This is a genomic window from Allobosea sp. NPDC055353 (assembly GCF_053644975.1).
Genome location: NZ_JBSHMC010000001.1, coordinates 1,290,113 through 1,306,051, shown reverse-complemented (window position 1 = coordinate 1,306,051; position 15,939 = coordinate 1,290,113). Strand labels below are relative to the sequence as shown.

Sequence of the window (15,939 nt, the reverse complement as noted above, 5' to 3'; positions counted from 1 at the left end):
GCGTCGGGGTCGCGGCCGAGCTGGCGCTGAAATTCAGGTCGCGCCGCTGCCTCCCAAGCCTTCCGCGTAGCAGGTCGCGCGTCCGGCCAAGAGGCCGCCAATCGCAAGGCCTGATGCCACGCTTCAGCCGCCATGAACTCACGCAGGATGTCGATTTTCTTCTTCATGTCACACGCGTTGGCATGTGTCATCTTGAAGAGCAACTCGTTGAAATCGCGGGATTTTCTGCCCAGGCCGCGCCCTAGCCCCGGTGGCGAGGTCCCCCATAGCCGCAGGGCTTCAGGAGGCCGGGCAGAGGCGGCCGGCTGGCGCCCTTCAGCCGGGCGCCAAGGGGATGGCGGCGGCAGGATCATCCTCGGCCGCCTGCGGCCGGCGCAGATATTCGGGGATCGGCCCTACCTGCGGGATATCCGCAAGCCGGTCTATGTGGGGCCGCGCAGTGAGGATTTGCTTAATCGAGGTCTGCTCTATCAGGCCGAAGAAATAGTTCATTTCGGCTTCGTTGAGCCGTTCGCTCAAGAGCACGAGCAGTTTTCCGGCCTGCGCCTGCTCAGCTAGGATTTTCTTGTGCCGAGTTTGCTTCTTCGTTTCGAGCTTGGTTGCAACATCTCCGAAATGCAACTTATACGCGGAATTCGAACTTAGTTCTAATCTGCTATGCTGGTGCCTTTCCGCTTCCTTCATCCAGTTGTTGGCGGTGCGGTGATGAAGCGGGAATGCGCGAGCGAGCCAGTCAGTGAACTGCCCATGCTCCAGCCCGGCTTTCACGGACTTCAACCGATATCCGAACTCAAGGCGCACAGCCCGCTCTTTGCGCATGAAGCTATTCAGGTCGATGCGAAGCGACTCGAGGTCTTCGATCATCCCGGCATTCAGGCCCTCAGCCCGGTAGAACTCCGCGACCGCATCGGGAATGACGCCTTCCGGGTCGGGTGCATAATGGCCGGGCGGCGCGTTCTGCACCTTTAGCAAATCGCCGCGTCGTCTCAGAAAGTCTTCGTCTTCATCATCTTCCATGACGCCGCATTGACGCGACGGCATGGATCGCAGTCAAGCGGGCTATCGCAGAAGCCCTAGAGTGAGGATGCAGCCGCCCATGAGGGCGCGGGCGCGCTGTGACGCCTTTTCCATGGCTGCGTCGGATGCGTCTCGAAACGGACAGACGATCTCGACGTGGCTCTGGGGGTTGCCGAAAGTAGTCCGCGCCATGGCCGCGCGATGGCTGAACCAGCAGCGGGCATAGTAGCGCTCGCCCTGGGCGATCCACGCCTCGCCATCGCGATACCATCGGAAAGAGCGGGCCGACGCCGGGGCGGACGCTGCGGCCGGCTTCGGCGGGAGACAATTGCAGACCTCCCGCACAATATTCACGACATGGGCATGTCGCTTCTCATAGATGGCGCCGCAGTCGCAGCGGCAGCGCCACATCACATTCTTTCCGCTGGTCGGGGCGCGCTCAAGAACTTCGAGCGGGCCGAACTTGCGGCCGGTTAAGTCGTGGGGGTTCACCGAGGCCCCCACGGCTGCAACAGCGTTTTCGCCCATGCGATGGCTTCAGCATCAGGCGGCGCATCGCCGAGCACGTTGTTGATATGACGGCAGCGCGGCTCGATGACCTGCGGAAAGTAGACTTCGCCGACCCAGATGGTCGCTTGCAGACGACTCATGCCGGCCGGATATGGAACCATGCCGAGGTCGAGCGAGCGGCCTTCGGCATCGGAAAGCTCCATGTGGAAAAAATCGACAAGGACATCATCCACAGTGACATTGTTGCTTGGCAGGGGAATTCGGTCGGACGGGTCGATTGGATCGATGTCGATCAATTGCAGCGCTCCTTCATGAAGTCGTTATATTCTTTTACTGTCATCGCTTTCGGCAGTTCGTAGATATAAGTTTCCCGCAGATTATCCGGCGGCCCGCGATGGTCGATCCACCAGTTCAGAAACAACGGACGATAAGGGTTCTTCGGATCGCGAAAGCTTTTCATGACGCCGCCGAAGCGATACATGAACTCTTCTTTATCCATCGAAGCCCGCAGTTCTAGCGACGCCTCCTTCCAGGCGCGCTTCGCTAGAGTGCTGGTCGAATGATCCTTTTTCGCCTTCCACAGTTCGCGGATAGCCATCTGCTCGATATCGTCCCGGCTGAACTGGTAAGGCTGCGCTACCTGCGGCCCATCCGCCGTCCACTTGAGCAGAACGAATTTCAGCGGACTTGCTTGGAAGATCAAGCAAATGACATGATCCGCGAAGTTGCCGATAGCATAAGGCATCTGCGATTTCAAGATGTCGTAATAATTAAAATGCATCCGGAGCCACTCTCCGGATGCCCTGTCTTTATATTGCAAGATCACGACTTCGCCGCGCTTAGCAACGAAGCTGAGGATTTCGCTCTCGGCGGGCCACGCGGCCGGGGGAAGGATGATCGGGTAGGTCATCAGCGCGCCCGCCACTGGCCGTTGAGGCCTTTGTAGTAGCCCCGCGCCCTGCTGGTGCTTGAAACGCCTTTTCCGTCCGGATGACGCTTGTTCAGCATGACATTGAGGAGCTTTTGCTCCTTGCTGATCGGGGCGGCTCCGGCCGGGATGGGGGCGGCTAGGGCGACTATGATTATTAGAGTCCGAATTCGCATAAATTTGTCTCTGTTTGTTCTGGTTGACTAGTTGGAAAGCGACGTTCGGTCAGGCAGGATATTCACTGTTTGTTCTCGTGTTATCTCACCTGACCGCCTCGGCTCGCATCCGGGCGAGCATTTCCTGAAACTCATAGGCTTCCGCGATCTCTTCCGGCGCGCGGAGCGGGCCGCGCGGGTTTTTCCAGGCGGCTTCCCAACCGCTGCCTAGGGTATTTCGGGCGCGCTCGGCGTCCGACCCGCACGCGAGCGCAGCCTCGTAAAGCGCATACTGCGCCTCCTGAAGATCGCCCCAGCCGCCCGCGACCATTCGGAAAATGGCATACGCACGGCTGTTGATCCCGGCGTTGCGACCCTGCCCTGTCACATTCGGAATAGCAGCGATTTCCGCGCAAGCGCGCTTCAACGCCGTCTTGAACGAGTTCTTCTCAGCAGTCGTCGCTTGCCGGCCGGCCACGAAGCCCTGCCCCCTCTTGGCTCCCTTCTCGGCTTCGCGCACCGCTCTGATCGCCGCAAGAACGGAGTCGGGGACAGGCGGCAACCGATCAGCCCGAGTCGGGTCGCCGCGCAGGACGCCCCACGCCTTCCCATCGGCGCGAACGGCGCCAGGCAAGATCGCATAGCCCGCGCCGCCTGCAATGATGTCGATGCCGGGCGGCAGCCCCTTGGTCGACAGGCCGAAGATTTCGGGATGGTGGGCGAAATGGAAATGGATGCCGTTGCCGGCCGTGTGCGTCGCGACCCACTGATCGCGGTTCGGCTCGTCTTTGGTCAGTTCCCAAAAGTTCGCAACGCCGTCTTCGTCGTCCTTGTGCCGGTCACAATCGATGATGACGCGGTCATGGACCGGCGCGGCTGGTAGCGCGTTAGGTTGCCAGCGGAACCGATCTGAGAGCCATTCAGGATCAATCGGTGCCGGCTCCTGCATCCACTTATGCAGCGGCGTCTTCAGCCATCCTTTGCCGTCCGGCTTCGGCTCGACCTTACATAGGAACACGCGGTGACCGAGCGACTGCCAGCCGTAGGCGACGCGCTTGTTTCGCTGCATGCGCGCCCAGGCCGCTTCGCCATCGGCTGCGGCTGCGGCGGCTAGGGCATGAAGGTCGTCAGCGGGAGCCATGGGGGTTAGATCATCGAAAGGAGGATGGCGATGCAGGCGAAGAAGAGGATGTCGTTTGGCATTGGCGGGCCCGCTTGTTGGAGGGGCCGTCACCCCGGACTTTCGCGTGCTGATAGCTGCTAGGTCCGGGGCTTCGACGGGTCAGGATTTGAGCCGGGCTCCTGATCGGCCCTTCGGCGCTCGCCTAGGTCGCAATGCCCTTCGGCGCCGGCATCTCATGCAAAAGGCGCGCTTGGCCCTGCCCCCCCCTTCAGAGGCAGCGGAGAACGTCATCGACAATGATGTGGCGGCCCTCGTTCTGCGGAAGAACGATCAGGCATGACCGCGCGGCCTGCCGCGCCTTCATAGCAGCATCGCCGGCAAGCTGCGCCTTAGCGTCCATATAGACGCGCACCTCGCCCCCGCTACCGACACACGCGATCAGGTTGAACGACTCCTTGCATTCCCCGATATGGCCCGCCGCCCGATGCTTGGCGACCTGCGCCTTAACGTGATCGGCGGCAGCCTGCGCTCCCGTGGCGATCATCCCAGCCGTCATCACGGCCCCCATCGCAATCAACTTGGTTCTGCTCACGTCACTGCCCTTTCTTGCCACTCACAGATCGCCTATGTTGGCGCGCCGCAAGTAATTCTAAAAATAAATCAAGCATCTGCGCCCGGATCGAGCCTTGCCCCGAATATCATCCTAGGATATAGCTTGGCATAATAAGGAATGCAACAAGAAAATTTAAGCAAAACTGACGCGGAGACTATAATGACCGATCACGATCACCTCAAGGTTCCGACAACTTACGCAGTGTCGATCAAAATGCGTGAGGACATCAAGGCAGCGGCCAAGGAATTTGGACTGTCACAGTCCGCTATTCTTTCACAGGCGACCGCCGAGTGGCTCGCGTCGCGCCGAGCCCCGATCCCGCTGCCGGAGTTCAAGCCGCAGAACGTCACCTATGCCGATATCACGGAGCCGAAGCTCGTTCTGGTGTTGCCGCGCGATCAGATCAAAGGCGATGGGCAGTGAAGCGACGCAAAGGAACTGGCGCCTGAAGATCAACAGCATACCTAAAGGCCTGGATCATGGGCGAAGACTTAGTTGCACTTGGGCAAGCTGCTGCTGCCGCTGATGCACCACCGGCTCCGGTATTCAAGACATATCCTATCTATACCGAGCGCAACCCACCGCCCGATATCGACTGGCTCGTCGATGACATCATCTCAGCTATCGGGATTTGCTTTTTCGCGGGCGGACCGGGAACGTTCAAGACCTTTCTTGCGCTGAAATTCGCAATGTCGGTGATGCTTGGAATTCCGTTCATGGGCGCAAAGATCATGAAGACCGGGACGGTCGGGTGGATCGCTGCCGAGGGATCGGGGCATCTGCGGCGTCGCCTCAGGGCAGCCCGCGCAGATGAGCTTGCTTCTGATCGATTGACCGAGCCGCGCAAGAAAGTCCTCGCAGGGAAAATGCTTCCGATCCTGTGGGTCGATGAATTCGAGCCGCTGACCAACGATCTCGCAGAGGGCTGGCTTGAGCATCAGTTCACGGCCCTGTCGAAGCAGGCCCAAGACGAGGGATATGAGCCGCTCCGCGTTATCGTCATCGATACCCTGTCGGAAAGCGCAGCATTCAAAAACGAAAACGACAACGCTGAAGTGCAAGCGATCCTGAAGAAGCTTGCAAGGACCGCACGGCGCCTCAACGTCCTTGTTTTGCTTATCGATCATACGGCGAAATCCAATCCCGGCGACATGCGCGGCGGTGGCGTCAAGCGCGGCTCGGCAGAGCAGGTTTTCTTGTCGACGGTCGAGCAAGATGCGGAAACCGGAAAGAAGACCGGCGAGCTTTATGTCTCGAAGAACCGGGGCGGCGAAGACGGTTTCTTCGTCTCGTTCACGCCAAGAGTGGTCGAGATCGGCGAAGAAAACGGCAAGATGCGCACGACTTGCGTCATCGATCTAGGCCATGAGCCCAGGACGGGCGAGGCGCCATCCCCACAGCGCGAGCGGAAGCGGGCCGCCGCCGCAAAAGGGGTCAAGGAAGGAGCGTCTAAGGAAAGCACGCAGGAGAAGCGACTCGCCCTGATCGAGGCCGCAATCCGCGACTGCCGCGCCAACGGCAAGGTCGATGCTGAGGTCGTTTCGCATGCCGACCTATTTGCAGCATTTCGCCGCCTGCGTCCCGATAAAGAGGGAGCCACGCCTGACCAAGCGGCGGACTTGGCTAAGAAAATGTTCGGCGCAGCAAGGAAAGAAGCGCTCGATAAGCTGATGTTCTACCTCGGGGCAAAAGGCGAAAAGGGTCCCATTAAGTACTGCATCATGAACCAAACGGGGGCGTTAAGTGGGCGAGTCTAAGCGAAGAAAGGAGGCCGAAAAAGCACGCGCTGCGGCAACCAAAGAATTCGTCAAAAAGATCGAACCCAGCGATTTTGACGCAGGGCTTCATTTCGTCACTTTAGATGAAAAGGGCAGGATCGTCAGGCGAGAGAAACTTCAGGAGCACTAAGCCGGCTGAAGGGGAATTTGCAAAAAATTCCCCTGAAAATTCCCCTCGAAAAAGTTCTCCTGCGCCAGGCCCAGACGGGGGAATAGGGGAAGGGGAATTAGGGGAAAAAACCCCACCCCTGTAGGGGGTGGGTTTTCCCATTCCCTTCCCCTCCCCGGATGGTGGGGAACATTCTGAAGGCGGCGAAAAATTCCCCTGGCCCCGGATCGCCCCAGCCGCCCAGCCCCTTAAGCCATCCAGGCCCCGATCTACCATCGCACGACCACCGCCGCGCGTGCGCGACAGGTCACGCCGCGACCTAGGCCGATCCCTAACCCCTCATGGCTCCCTGCTTCAACGGAAGCCGGGGGGTCAGGTCCGCCCCATTCAGTCCGTGCGCCGGAACGCCAGCGCGCCCGCGATAAAGCAGAAGACCCCGGTGAGCGTAGTCATCGCCTTCGACGCCAGCTCGCCCTCGGGTGCGAACGCAAGGGCCGCGATGCAGATCGCTAGCAGGCCGAGTATTGCCCAGGCTCCGGTCGCGGTCAGATTGACGAAGAAATTCTTGAACGGGTTCATAGACGGGCGCCGGGCTTCGATCTCCGCACGCTACCCGACCGCAGAACGGGCCACCAGCCACTTGCCGTTGGGAACCGCGTTAGGGTCCGCCGCGACCGCACCCGGAACGACCAAGCACGTTGAATGAGTTGCGCCGTGGAGGCAGCGTTCGGGTCATGTTCCCGAGATCAACACCAATCAGAGTCGCCACCACGGCTGCCCCAAGCCAATAGGCTTGGCTAGTGAAAACTCATACTCCGCTGCCGGCTGATTCGCTCGCGGTCGGCGTTGGTCAGCGGGGATGACAGAAACGAAAAAACCGCCGGGAACTTGTCCCGGCGGCCAGTGCAGTGATTAGGCGCTTAACAGCGAGGGAAAGCGCGGTAATGCGCCCGCACATGCTCGGTCTTGCCGAAACGGACGCGTTCGTAGCTGTGGACGTAGATCATGGTCGACTCCTAGGCGGAGCCTTGAACCAGGACTAAGGGTCCTATATACTCTGGTGCACGCGACTTGGGCGGACCCCGCCCTCCACTTAGGCTCCTTTTCCGAGACGTCGTAGTGGAACCCGCGAAACCCGGCCCGGCATGATGTTCGTACCATCATGATCCGGGTCGGACTCGTTTCACGAGCGGCTCAGCATCCTTAATACCGCGCCATTCCCAAGCCTACAAGTGGCCCCGCCAACGATTTTGCCTTTTCCCCAAGGGCCTGTTTCGTTCTTCGCTTGGCAATGGTACGGTGCTGGCGCAGAAGGAGGTCGCCCATGTCGTTTGTCGCCGCGCTGAAGGCTGAGATCGCGAACCTTGAGGCCGAGCTTGAGCGTAGCTTGACCTACATTCGCTTGCAGGAAGCGCGGCGCATGCTCGCGCTCTATGAAAAGGATCAGCCGGCGGAGCCGAAGCGTCGTTCGCCGCAAATCGATAATCTCGCAGCGCAGCTAGCGGATGTCGCCAAGCGGTATCAAAACAGTCTTGCGACAATCCAAAAGCACCAAAGCCCGTTTCAGGTGCGACGAGGTTCCCCCGAGCGAGCGAAGGCTTTGGAGGCCGCGCGGCTGTTTCTGCTCAATCGTGTTGATGAGCCCACACCCACGGCTGCGATCTACGACCACATCTTACAGCTTGGCATTGAGATCGGTGGGAATGACCCGCGCAACAATTTGAGCGCAATGCTATCAAACTCGCCAATCTTCCAGTCGCATGGACGTGCCGGTTGGACGCTTGCGAGCGCGGATGACAACCACGAGCCTGATCCTGACCTTATGCGGGAAGATGCCATAATAAGCGAAGCGGAGGAGGCTACGCGTCAAGAAACGGCTTCGTCCGAGCAGCCTGCGCCGAGCCGAAGCATACTCGACACATAGCGCTGTCGGCCGCCGTGAATATTCACGGTCCGGATGCTTGGCTGATGGCTATGAAGGATCATTAGGCCGGTCATCAGCCTTGGGGCCATCGAGGCGCGGCGCTGGCGGCCGCTGGCGCCCTTCCCCGATTTTGCCGGGAGGCTGGCCTTCCTGGCGGCCGGCGCCGATCCTCAGGCTTGCTAGCCTGCTTACCAAGCCGACAATCGCCTCGCTTCCGATAGTCCAGATGCGCAAGTTTGTGTTGAAAACCATCTGCTCCCAAAGCGTGGGATTATCGCCCATCCTCGGGGCCATGACAGAAACGGTTCTACCCGCACGCCAGAGGATGCACCCAAAGAGGAACAACACGGCCAGAATAATGAGCACATAATCGCCCATCGAAAGTCCCTAGCGTTGCAGCTTCTTCGGGAGTTCCGCGTGGGGCGCACGAGGAACCGTCCCGGCAAAGCCTGGGTTGGTTCCTCGACAGAGCCCGTCGCTCTAATCGAGTAGATCGGTCAAAAGGGCATTGCGAAGCAGTTAAGCTTCATTGCGCCAAACAGCGACGGGAAGAGTCTGGAAACTAGAACAAGGTTATCGAGGGTAGCCCTCGGCCCTGCTATCTTCTGAATTTACAGATGACTCGCGCGGCTTGCAAGCCCTGAGCCGATCAGAGGTCATTGACGGCAGCCAGGCGCGGGCGCAAGCTCATCAGACCGAGGATATTTGGACGCCTTCGCCCTCCGGCCCTGCCGGGGGGCTTTTTGCTGTAGCAATTGTCTGATTAATCGAGGAGCAAACATGCAGCGAGCTCGTATTAGAAGGCAACAAACCGCCAACATTTTCATTCATAACGATCTCGATAGCGCTGCGCACTACTTCGCAGGGATTATTCGCTCAAAGCAGAATGATGATGATCGCAACGGGATCGCATACGACTGCATTGCTTGCGCGACAATGATCGCTTTCTCCTTTGAAGCGTACTTAAACTTCTTTGGATCGAAGAAAATCAATAATTGGAAAGAGCGGCAGTCATTTCCGGATAAGCTAAAGGAGGTTTTCACGACACTTGGTCTGACGCCGGATTGGAACAGTAGACCATACGTCAACATGACGGCGATGAAGGACCTTCGCGACACATTTGCTCACGGCAAGCCGGTTCAGTTCGAAGTTGATGTCGAAGAGGAAGCTCTGGTCGGTCAACTAGATGGTATCCGGTCGGACCTAAGCGCCGGATGGGAAAAGGCAGCGCAGCCAGAACCTGTGCTGGAGGCCTACGACGATCTAAACGCGATCTGGAAAGAGATGTTGGCTGCATCGGGCTTGGAAGTTTTCGACGCGATGACGCACGGCTTCAACAGCCTTTCGTTGGTCAAAATGATCGATCCACCGCCCGCCGAATGACGGGCTACCCTGCCCTTCCGGCTCCCTGCCGTTAGGGGCGGCGTTCGGGTCGGCCTTGCGGCGACGAGCGAGAGCCTAGCACGTCAAGCCGCTGCCGCAGCCGAGGCCGGCTTCGGGTTCAATTCCATCAGGAAATCGGCCCAGGCTTCGAGGGCAGCGCGTCGCTTTTCGATCACGTCACCCCGCGCATAGGATCGCGCGACGACATTGCCGACCGCATGCTGGAGGCATGCCTCGATCACCTCGAACGGGAAGTCGGTTTTTTCCCGCATGTAGGTCGAGAAGCTGCTTCTGAACCCATGTACCGTGAAGGCGCTATCGAACTCGTCGTTTAGAATGCGCAGCATCGTATGCGGTGACATGGGCCGCCCCTCGAACCGGCCGGCGAAAACGATCCCTTCAAGCTTAGGCTCACCCCCCATGGTTACCCGCTGCCGCTCGATGACGGCGAGCGCGGCCGGGGTCAGCGGCACCCGAAACTCCTTGCGGTTCTTCGTGCGCGTCGCCGGGATCGTCCAAACGTCGCCGTCGATCTCCTGCCAGCGCATGCCGGCGACATCGTTCGTCCGGCAGGCCGTCAGCATCAGAAAGCGGATACCAGCCTTCGCGTTGGTCATTCCCTCGCCCATTTTCGCGAAGAAGTCCGGGCAGTCGGCATATGGAAGCGCGGGCTGGTGCGTGGGGTCCTGGCCGAGGGGCGCCATGGCAAGCGCGAGATGGCCCTTCCAAACGGCGGGGTTGTCGCTCCGGAAGCCGAGGACCTTCGCATAGTCGAAGATGCGCTCAAGGATGCCGCGCAAGTGCTTGGCACTCGCCGGGTTGGTCTTCTGCGCCGCCTTCAGGGTCGCCACGACATCGGCCGTCGAGATGCGATCTACCATCAGCGGGCAGAGCTTGGCGGCATGGATCGTCACAAGCGAGCGCCACCGCTTGGCGAGCTTCGGGACGACCGTATGGCCGAATTCCTCTTTGAAGCGATCCGTCAGCGCGTCGAGCGTGGGGCAGGCCTCGCGGCGCTTCTCGGTCAGCGGATCGCCGCCCTTGCTGAGCAGATCGTGGGCCGCGCGCACCTTCTCCCGCGCCGTCGCTAGCGAGGTTTGCGGATAGGCGCCCAGGCCTAATTCGGTGCGCTTCCCGCTTCGAACATAGAGCATCACCCACGACTTCGCGCCCGATGCGCTGACCCGCAGATAGAGCCCGCCACCGTCGCCATGCAGCCCCGGCTTGAACTGAGTCTTTCGAAGGGCGGTGTCAGATAGCTTGTTAGTAGCGCGCATGGCCATGTCCTTGTCCCTAATCCACCCTAATGCGACGCCCCTAATTCGGCAACATTATTGCCCCTAATTTCATTCGATTGACGATGCTGGGCGATGGTGGGCAAAGATGGGCATGCCAAGCCGATTTCATCATAGATGCCAATCGCTTGTAAAGGCGTTGGCAGGCAGCCCTAGACAAAAGAAAGCTGGAGTTGGGAATTCTGGCGATAGCCGGCCTTCAGCGCATAGACGAGATCGACGAGCACGTCGGCGGGGTTGGAGGCCGGGAAGGCCCCGGCGACGCCGGTGTTGAGCACGCCGATATTGCCCCAGCTCCAGCTCGCATCGGCGATCGTCGGATAGGCCAGGAAGCCCTTCGGCTTGTCGACGCCGTCGCCGGTGACGAAGGCCGCGCCCTCCTGCTCGGCGAAGGCGCTCTCGACCTCCTCGGCGATCCACTGGTCGATATCGACGATGGCATCGTCGAGCAGCGTCTGCGTCGCTGCCGGCATAGCGTAGAGTTCCATGGCCGGGAAGGAGAGCTCGGCCAGGGTCGGCGAAGCGCCCTGCGGCCGCGCCGCCGTCTCCGCGACCCAGCCGGAAGCCGGACCCGTGGTCGAGAACGCCTTCTTGTAGGTGCCAGACGAGATCGTGCGGACGGTGGCGAGCGAGCGGATCGGCGAGACATTCGCCAGGCGGCGCAGGATCTCGCCCTCGACGGTCGCCGGCGCGAGATAGCCGCCATCCGGACCGGACCCGGCCGAGAGCGCCTTGGATTCCAGCCGCTTCAGCCCGCCGGCCTCGCCGGTACGGACGTAAGCACCGAAAGCGGCCTTGTGCTCGGCCGTCAACGGGTCGCGCGGGCCGTCCTGGCCCAGCGCCGGACGGGCGCGCTCCAGCGTCAGCCGGTCGATGCGGCGCATGGTGTCGTCGAGCGCCGCGTCCATGCGGACCAGCTTCTCCTCGGTCAGCGGATCGACGCCCTGGCGCGCCTCGAGCCCGGCGAGGCGCTCCTCGTTGGTGGCGCGGTGGTTTTCCAGCGTGTAGCGCAGGTCCTCGAAGGCCAGCGTGAGATCGCCGCCGGCGGCCTTGGTCTCGGGCGCGGTGTTGAGATGGCTCATAGTCTCTCCTCCGGGTGATGGGTCAGATGAAGGCTGAGGGCCGGGTGGCCTTGACAGTGGCGATCCGGGCCTGGGGCAGCATGGGGAAGGTCACGACCGAGACCTCCCAGAGATCGATGCGTTCGAGTCGACGCAGGCCGGTGCGCGGTTCGGTGCGGGCCTTCTCGTGGCGAAAGCCGATTGACAGGCCGTCGATCGCGCCGTCCAGCATGAGCGCGTGGATTTCGCGGGCGCGGGCGACGGCGAGCGACAGCCGGCCGCGCACGAACAGGCCGCGGCCATCCTCGATGAGGCTCGACCAGCGCCCGATCGGCTCGGCCGGATCATGTTGCCAGAGCATCCTCACGCCGCCCGGCCCGCGCCGCTGCAGGCTCTCGCGGAAGGCGCCGGGCTCGACGATATCCTTGCCGAGGTCGGGAATCCGGAACAGGCTGGCATAGCCTTCGAACAGGCCATCCAGTCCGACCCGGGCCGGCTGGAGCGGCAGCAGCTTGGATTCGAACGAGGCGCGGGCTGGCGTCATCGCTCTCCCTCCCCATCGTCCCGGCCGCCCTTCGTCCGCCCGGCCTCGAGCTTGGCGAGCTGGCGGACGAAGCGGCTGAAGGTTTCGACAGGCGCGCCGCTGCGCGACGCCCTGCCCGCGCGGCCGGCCGCCATGCGCGCCTTGGGCGGAGGCTTGGCCGCACCGTTTCTGCCTTTCATGACGGGTCTCCTTCATGGCGTGCGTTGAAGCGATTGAGCTCGCGGACGAAATCGTCGAAGCGGCGATTGGCAGCGGTCAGCTCGCGCAACACGAGCCAGGCCAGCCCCGAGGCGCTCGCCGCCCAGAGCAGCAGGCCGAGATGGCCGACATCGGCGCGGCCGACGAAGGCCGCGACGACCTGTTCGAGCATGGTCATGAGACCTCCTTCCCGGAGGCGCGCCGGCCGTAGCCGACGGCCTCGCGCTTCTCGTCCTCGTCGAGGAAGCTCGCAGCCCCGAGCCGGCGCCAGAGCGATTCCCGCTCCTCGGCCAGCGCCTCGATGGCGTCGAGATCGGGTTCCAGCAGCAATTCGTCGCCGAAGGCCGAACCCAGCCATTGCGCCAGCGACTGGGCCGTCCGGCGCACCAGCGGGATGACGGTCTGGCGCCAGAGCGCCCGGTTGGCCTCGGCGAAATTGGCGTGGGTGTTGTCGCCGGGTAGGCCGAGCAGCAGCGGCGGCACGCCGAAGGCGAGCGCGATCTCACGGGCCGCAACACCCTTGGCGGCAACGAAATCGAGCTCCGCCGGCGTCAGCGAGAGCGGCTTCCAGTCCAATCCGCCTTCGAGCAGCAGCGGCCGGCCGGCATTGCGAGCGCCCTGGAACGAGTCCTCCAGCTCCTGCTTCAGCCGCTCGAACTGTGCATCGGTCAGCGTCGCGCCTTCCGGCCCGGCATAGACCAGGGCGCCGGACGGCCGCGCAGCGTTGTCGAGCAGGGCCTTGTGCCAGCTGCCGGCTGCATTGTGGATGTCGAGCGAGACCGCCGCCGCCTCGATCGGCGACAGGCCGTAGTGGTCGTCGACGGGGTGGAACAGCGTCAGGTGCAGGATCGGCGGCAAGCCGCCCTCGTCCTGCCTGAAGCGCACGGTGTCGCCTCCCACGGTGTAGTCATAGGCCTCGGGCCAGCCATCACGGCCGGGCACGACGCGCATCCGGTCAGGCCGCAGCGCATAGAGTTCGCGCGGTTCGCGACCGGTACTGACCGCCTCGACATAGGCATTGCCGGCGACCATCAGATGCCCGACCAGCATCTCGCGGAAGGCAATGCCGCCCTGGCGTGGATTGGGCCGCTCGATCAGGGCGAGCGCCGGATGCTCCGGCACCTCGCGCGAGCCGACCTTGGCAATGAGCGGCGTCTGCGCGGCCGCTTCCGCGATCAGGCGGATGCAGCGATGCACGACCGGGTTTCGCTCATAGCCCTCCCGCGAGAGCGCGCCATAGTCGCGCGGCGTCCAGACGGCGCGCCCCGTCTCATGCAGCGCGATCAGTGGCCCGACGCGCGAGCGCTTCTGGCCCGGCGCGGCTCGGCCGCGCAGGCTGCGAAGGAAATCGAACATGGATATCTCGCTGTTGGAGCGTGAAACGCGGTTTAATCGCCGTCATTGCGAGCGCAGCGAAGCAATTCAGGAGGACCGGGCGAGACGTTCAGTCCCTCGGCCCCTGGATTGCCTCGTCGCTGACGCTCCTCGCAATGACGGTTGATGGAAGGTTAGATGCCCCTCACCCTTGGCCGGGCTTTCGGCGCAAGCATCAGATGGGTCAGCGCCCAGACCAGCGCGTCGAGCCGGTCCGGCGAACGGCCGGTTTCGAGTCCGCGCGGACCGAAGGCGCACATCTCGTCTTCGAGCGCGGGAAAGGCCCCGGCATGGCGTACCCGGCCCTGCGCATAAAGCGCCGCCACCGGCTCGGCCCGGAGATACTTGCCACGCGTCGCCCTCACCGAAACGACGGGAACGCCGGCATCGACCTCCCGGATGATGCTTTCGACCATCTCGCCGCCCTGGTTGACCTCGACGACCAGCGCATCCGCCTCATGGCGGCGATAGAGCGCGACCGCCCTCTCCGCCCATTCCTGCGGCCGTGCGCCGGCCAACGTCGCGTCCTCCAGCACATGGCCGACACCGTCATGGTCGATGCCAGCGACGACGAGCCCGCAGCGGTCGGCCCGCTGCGAGGAGGTGGCGGGCGGATCGACCGCGACCGCGATCCGGGCGAGTGCGGGGAACTCGCGCTCGCGGGCCGCTTCGATCATGGCCCGCGTCCAGAGCGCGTCCGGGCTCTCCTCGACGATCTCGCCGTCGAGCTCCTGCCGGCCGAGCCGCGTGCCGCCATAGGTCTGCGTGACCGTGCGCACGAATTCGGCGGCGAGGTTGTAGCGGTTGTCCTGCGTCCGCGCCCGGCTGACCGCGACATGCGGCTCGACCAGCAGGCGCTTCACCAATGGCAGCGGGCGCGGCGTCGTCGTCACGACCTGACGGGGATTGTCGCCAAGGCGCAGGCCGAATTGCAGCATATCCCAGCACTCCCCGAGGTTCGGCCATTTCGCCAGTTCGTCGGACCAGGCCGCGCCGAATTGCGGGCCGCGTAAGCCCTCCGGGTCCTCGGCTGTGAAGACCTGCGCGATGGCGCCGTTCGTCCATTGCAGGCGGCGCAGCGAAGGCTGCCAGATCGGCCGCTCCCAGCGGGTATGGATCGAGAGCAGTCCGGAGACGCCCTCGATCATGACGTCACGGACCTGTGCTTGCGTCTCGCCGACGAGGGCGATCCGCTCCGTCGGTACATCCGCAAAGGGCGGATGGCCCAGCGCCATGCCCTTGACCCATTCGGCACCGGTGCGGGTCTTGCCGGCCCCTCGCCCGCCCAGCACCAGCCAGATCGGCTTCAGCGGCTCGGGCGGCAATTGGTCGGGGCGCGCCCAGATATCCCAGGTATTCCGGATGATCTCGACGTCATCCGGCGTCGCCGTCGGCATCAGCCTCTTGAGAATTCTCACCCGCGTCATGAGCGGCCAGCGCTTCAAGACGTCGAGCAAGATCCTGACGGAGCTGTGCGACATGTCGCAGGTCGTCGGCAGCGGAAGGCTCATCCGTGTACTTGTCCTTCCTCGTGGCCGGGGGCTCCTCGATCGCGACCAGTTCGCGGACGGTGCGCGCAAGCACCGCCAGCGCTTTGGCATCGCCCTCGCTCGCGGTCGTGCCCTTCGGCAGGTCGGCGAGATGCTCCTCATGAGTGTCGATCTGGCGCTTGGCCGCACGCCAGAGCTGCCCCACCACCGCCTTGCGCGAGACCGATCTCGGTTTCGACTTCGGCTCGGAGGGCGGTTGCGGCGTGGCGCCATCCTGTTCGGCCATGATGTCCCCTCCCGGAAGACAGGCACGAAAAAGCCGCCGGCTGGAGAGCGCGGCGGCTTCGTTCGAGCAGATTTCGTGAGCGTTCCTGATGTCTAGCGGATCAGCGTCACGATGTCAAGGATAAAATTCCTACAATCCTGAGCTGCATCGA

At 62.5% G+C, this 15,939-nt stretch carries 18 protein-coding genes and 1 pseudogene; 4 read left to right on the top strand and 15 right to left on the bottom strand.

The window, feature by feature from the left end; translation table 11 throughout:
* Positions 1 to 315: 315 nt before the first annotated feature.
* The 6 genes from ACWIEX_RS05995 to ACWIEX_RS05970 form a co-directional block, all read right to left on the bottom strand.
* The gene (locus ACWIEX_RS05995; protein WP_454032180.1) at positions 316 to 1,017 is read right to left on the bottom strand and encodes a DUF3102 domain-containing protein; all 702 of its coding nucleotides are present in this window, start codon (positions 1,015 to 1,017) and stop codon (positions 316 to 318) included.
* Between the two features lie 42 nt (positions 1,018 to 1,059).
* Positions 1,060 to 1,545 (bottom strand): hypothetical protein, encoded by a 486-nt coding sequence (locus tag ACWIEX_RS05990; protein ID WP_454032179.1) that lies wholly within the window; start codon positions 1,543 to 1,545, stop codon positions 1,060 to 1,062.
* On the bottom strand, positions 1,506 to 1,823 hold the full coding sequence (locus ACWIEX_RS05985) for a hypothetical protein (protein ID WP_454032178.1): 318 nt from the start codon (positions 1,821 to 1,823) through the stop codon (positions 1,506 to 1,508). Before ACWIEX_RS05985 ends, ACWIEX_RS05990 begins: the two co-directional genes overlap by 40 nt.
* Positions 1,820 to 2,437, bottom strand: coding sequence for a hypothetical protein (locus ACWIEX_RS05980; RefSeq protein ID WP_454032177.1), 618 nt, complete (start codon positions 2,435 to 2,437; stop codon positions 1,820 to 1,822). Before ACWIEX_RS05980 ends, ACWIEX_RS05985 begins: the two co-directional genes overlap by 4 nt.
* A 279-nt stretch (positions 2,438 to 2,716) precedes the next feature.
* Positions 2,717 to 3,751 (bottom strand): bifunctional DNA primase/polymerase, encoded by a 1,035-nt coding sequence (locus ACWIEX_RS05975; protein WP_454032176.1) that lies wholly within the window; start codon positions 3,749 to 3,751, stop codon positions 2,717 to 2,719.
* Positions 3,752 to 4,001: 250 nt separating this feature from the next.
* The gene (locus tag ACWIEX_RS05970; protein ID WP_454032175.1) at positions 4,002 to 4,325 is read right to left on the bottom strand and encodes a hypothetical protein; all 324 of its coding nucleotides are present in this window, start codon (positions 4,323 to 4,325) and stop codon (positions 4,002 to 4,004) included.
* Positions 4,326 to 4,505: 180 nt separating this feature from the next.
* Here ACWIEX_RS05970 and ACWIEX_RS05965 point away from each other — a divergent pair, with 180 nt between their 5' ends.
* Positions 4,506 to 4,769 (top strand): hypothetical protein, encoded by a 264-nt coding sequence (locus ACWIEX_RS05965; RefSeq protein WP_454032174.1) that lies wholly within the window; start codon positions 4,506 to 4,508, stop codon positions 4,767 to 4,769.
* A gap of 56 nt (positions 4,770 to 4,825) precedes the next feature.
* Positions 4,826 to 6,103, top strand: a complete 1,278-nt coding sequence (locus ACWIEX_RS05960) for an AAA family ATPase (protein WP_454032173.1) — start codon at positions 4,826 to 4,828, stop codon at positions 6,101 to 6,103.
* Positions 6,104 to 6,620: 517 nt separating this feature from the next.
* Here the strand turns inward: ACWIEX_RS05960 and ACWIEX_RS05955 are convergent.
* Positions 6,621 to 6,812 (bottom strand): hypothetical protein, encoded by a 192-nt coding sequence (locus ACWIEX_RS05955; protein WP_454032172.1) that lies wholly within the window; start codon positions 6,810 to 6,812, stop codon positions 6,621 to 6,623.
* Between the two features lie 745 nt (positions 6,813 to 7,557).
* On the opposite strand from ACWIEX_RS05955, the gene ACWIEX_RS05950 reads away from it, so the two are divergent.
* Positions 7,558 to 8,157: a hypothetical protein gene (locus ACWIEX_RS05950; RefSeq protein ID WP_454032171.1), complete on the top strand. Its 600-nt coding sequence runs from the start codon at positions 7,558 to 7,560 to the stop codon at positions 8,155 to 8,157.
* A 780-nt stretch (positions 8,158 to 8,937) separates the two neighbouring features.
* Positions 8,938 to 9,540, top strand: a complete 603-nt coding sequence (locus ACWIEX_RS05945) for a hypothetical protein (protein ID WP_454032170.1) — start codon at positions 8,938 to 8,940, stop codon at positions 9,538 to 9,540.
* Between the two features lie 83 nt (positions 9,541 to 9,623).
* Here the strand turns inward: ACWIEX_RS05945 and ACWIEX_RS05940 are convergent, their stop codons facing one another.
* The 8 genes and pseudogenes from ACWIEX_RS05940 to ACWIEX_RS05905 all read right to left on the bottom strand — a co-directional run bounded on the left by ACWIEX_RS05940 (position 9,624) and on the right by ACWIEX_RS05905 (position 15,788).
* A complete protein-coding gene (locus ACWIEX_RS05940; RefSeq protein ID WP_454032169.1) occupies positions 9,624 to 10,823 on the bottom strand; it encodes a tyrosine-type recombinase/integrase in 1,200 nt (399 codons plus the stop codon).
* 173 nt (positions 10,824 to 10,996) lie between these two features.
* Positions 10,997 to 11,917: pseudogene (locus ACWIEX_RS05935) on the bottom strand (phage major capsid protein); the annotation flags it as partial.
* A 22-nt stretch (positions 11,918 to 11,939) separates the two neighbouring features.
* Positions 11,940 to 12,440 (bottom strand): HK97 family phage prohead protease, encoded by a 501-nt coding sequence (locus ACWIEX_RS05930; RefSeq protein WP_454032168.1) that lies wholly within the window; start codon positions 12,438 to 12,440, stop codon positions 11,940 to 11,942.
* Positions 12,437 to 12,619 carry a hypothetical protein gene (locus tag ACWIEX_RS05925; RefSeq protein WP_454032167.1) on the bottom strand — a complete coding sequence of 61 codons (183 nt, stop codon included), beginning with the start codon at positions 12,617 to 12,619 and terminating at the stop codon, positions 12,437 to 12,439. Before ACWIEX_RS05925 ends, ACWIEX_RS05930 begins: the two co-directional genes overlap by 4 nt.
* Positions 12,616 to 12,816, bottom strand: a complete 201-nt coding sequence (locus tag ACWIEX_RS05920; RefSeq protein WP_454032166.1) for a hypothetical protein — start codon at positions 12,814 to 12,816, stop codon at positions 12,616 to 12,618. Before ACWIEX_RS05920 ends, ACWIEX_RS05925 begins: the two co-directional genes overlap by 4 nt.
* Positions 12,813 to 13,994, bottom strand: coding sequence for a phage portal protein (locus ACWIEX_RS05915; protein ID WP_454032165.1), 1,182 nt, complete (start codon positions 13,992 to 13,994; stop codon positions 12,813 to 12,815). The genes ACWIEX_RS05920 and ACWIEX_RS05915 overlap by 4 nt, the downstream gene beginning before the upstream one ends.
* Before the next feature lie 152 nt (positions 13,995 to 14,146).
* Positions 14,147 to 15,409: a DNA-packaging protein gene (locus tag ACWIEX_RS05910; protein ID WP_454032164.1), complete on the bottom strand. Its 1,263-nt coding sequence runs from the start codon at positions 15,407 to 15,409 to the stop codon at positions 14,147 to 14,149.
* Positions 15,387 to 15,788, bottom strand: coding sequence for a hypothetical protein (locus ACWIEX_RS05905; protein WP_454032163.1), 402 nt, complete (start codon positions 15,786 to 15,788; stop codon positions 15,387 to 15,389). Before ACWIEX_RS05905 ends, ACWIEX_RS05910 begins: the two co-directional genes overlap by 23 nt.
* Between the last annotated feature and the right edge of the window lie 151 nt (positions 15,789 to 15,939).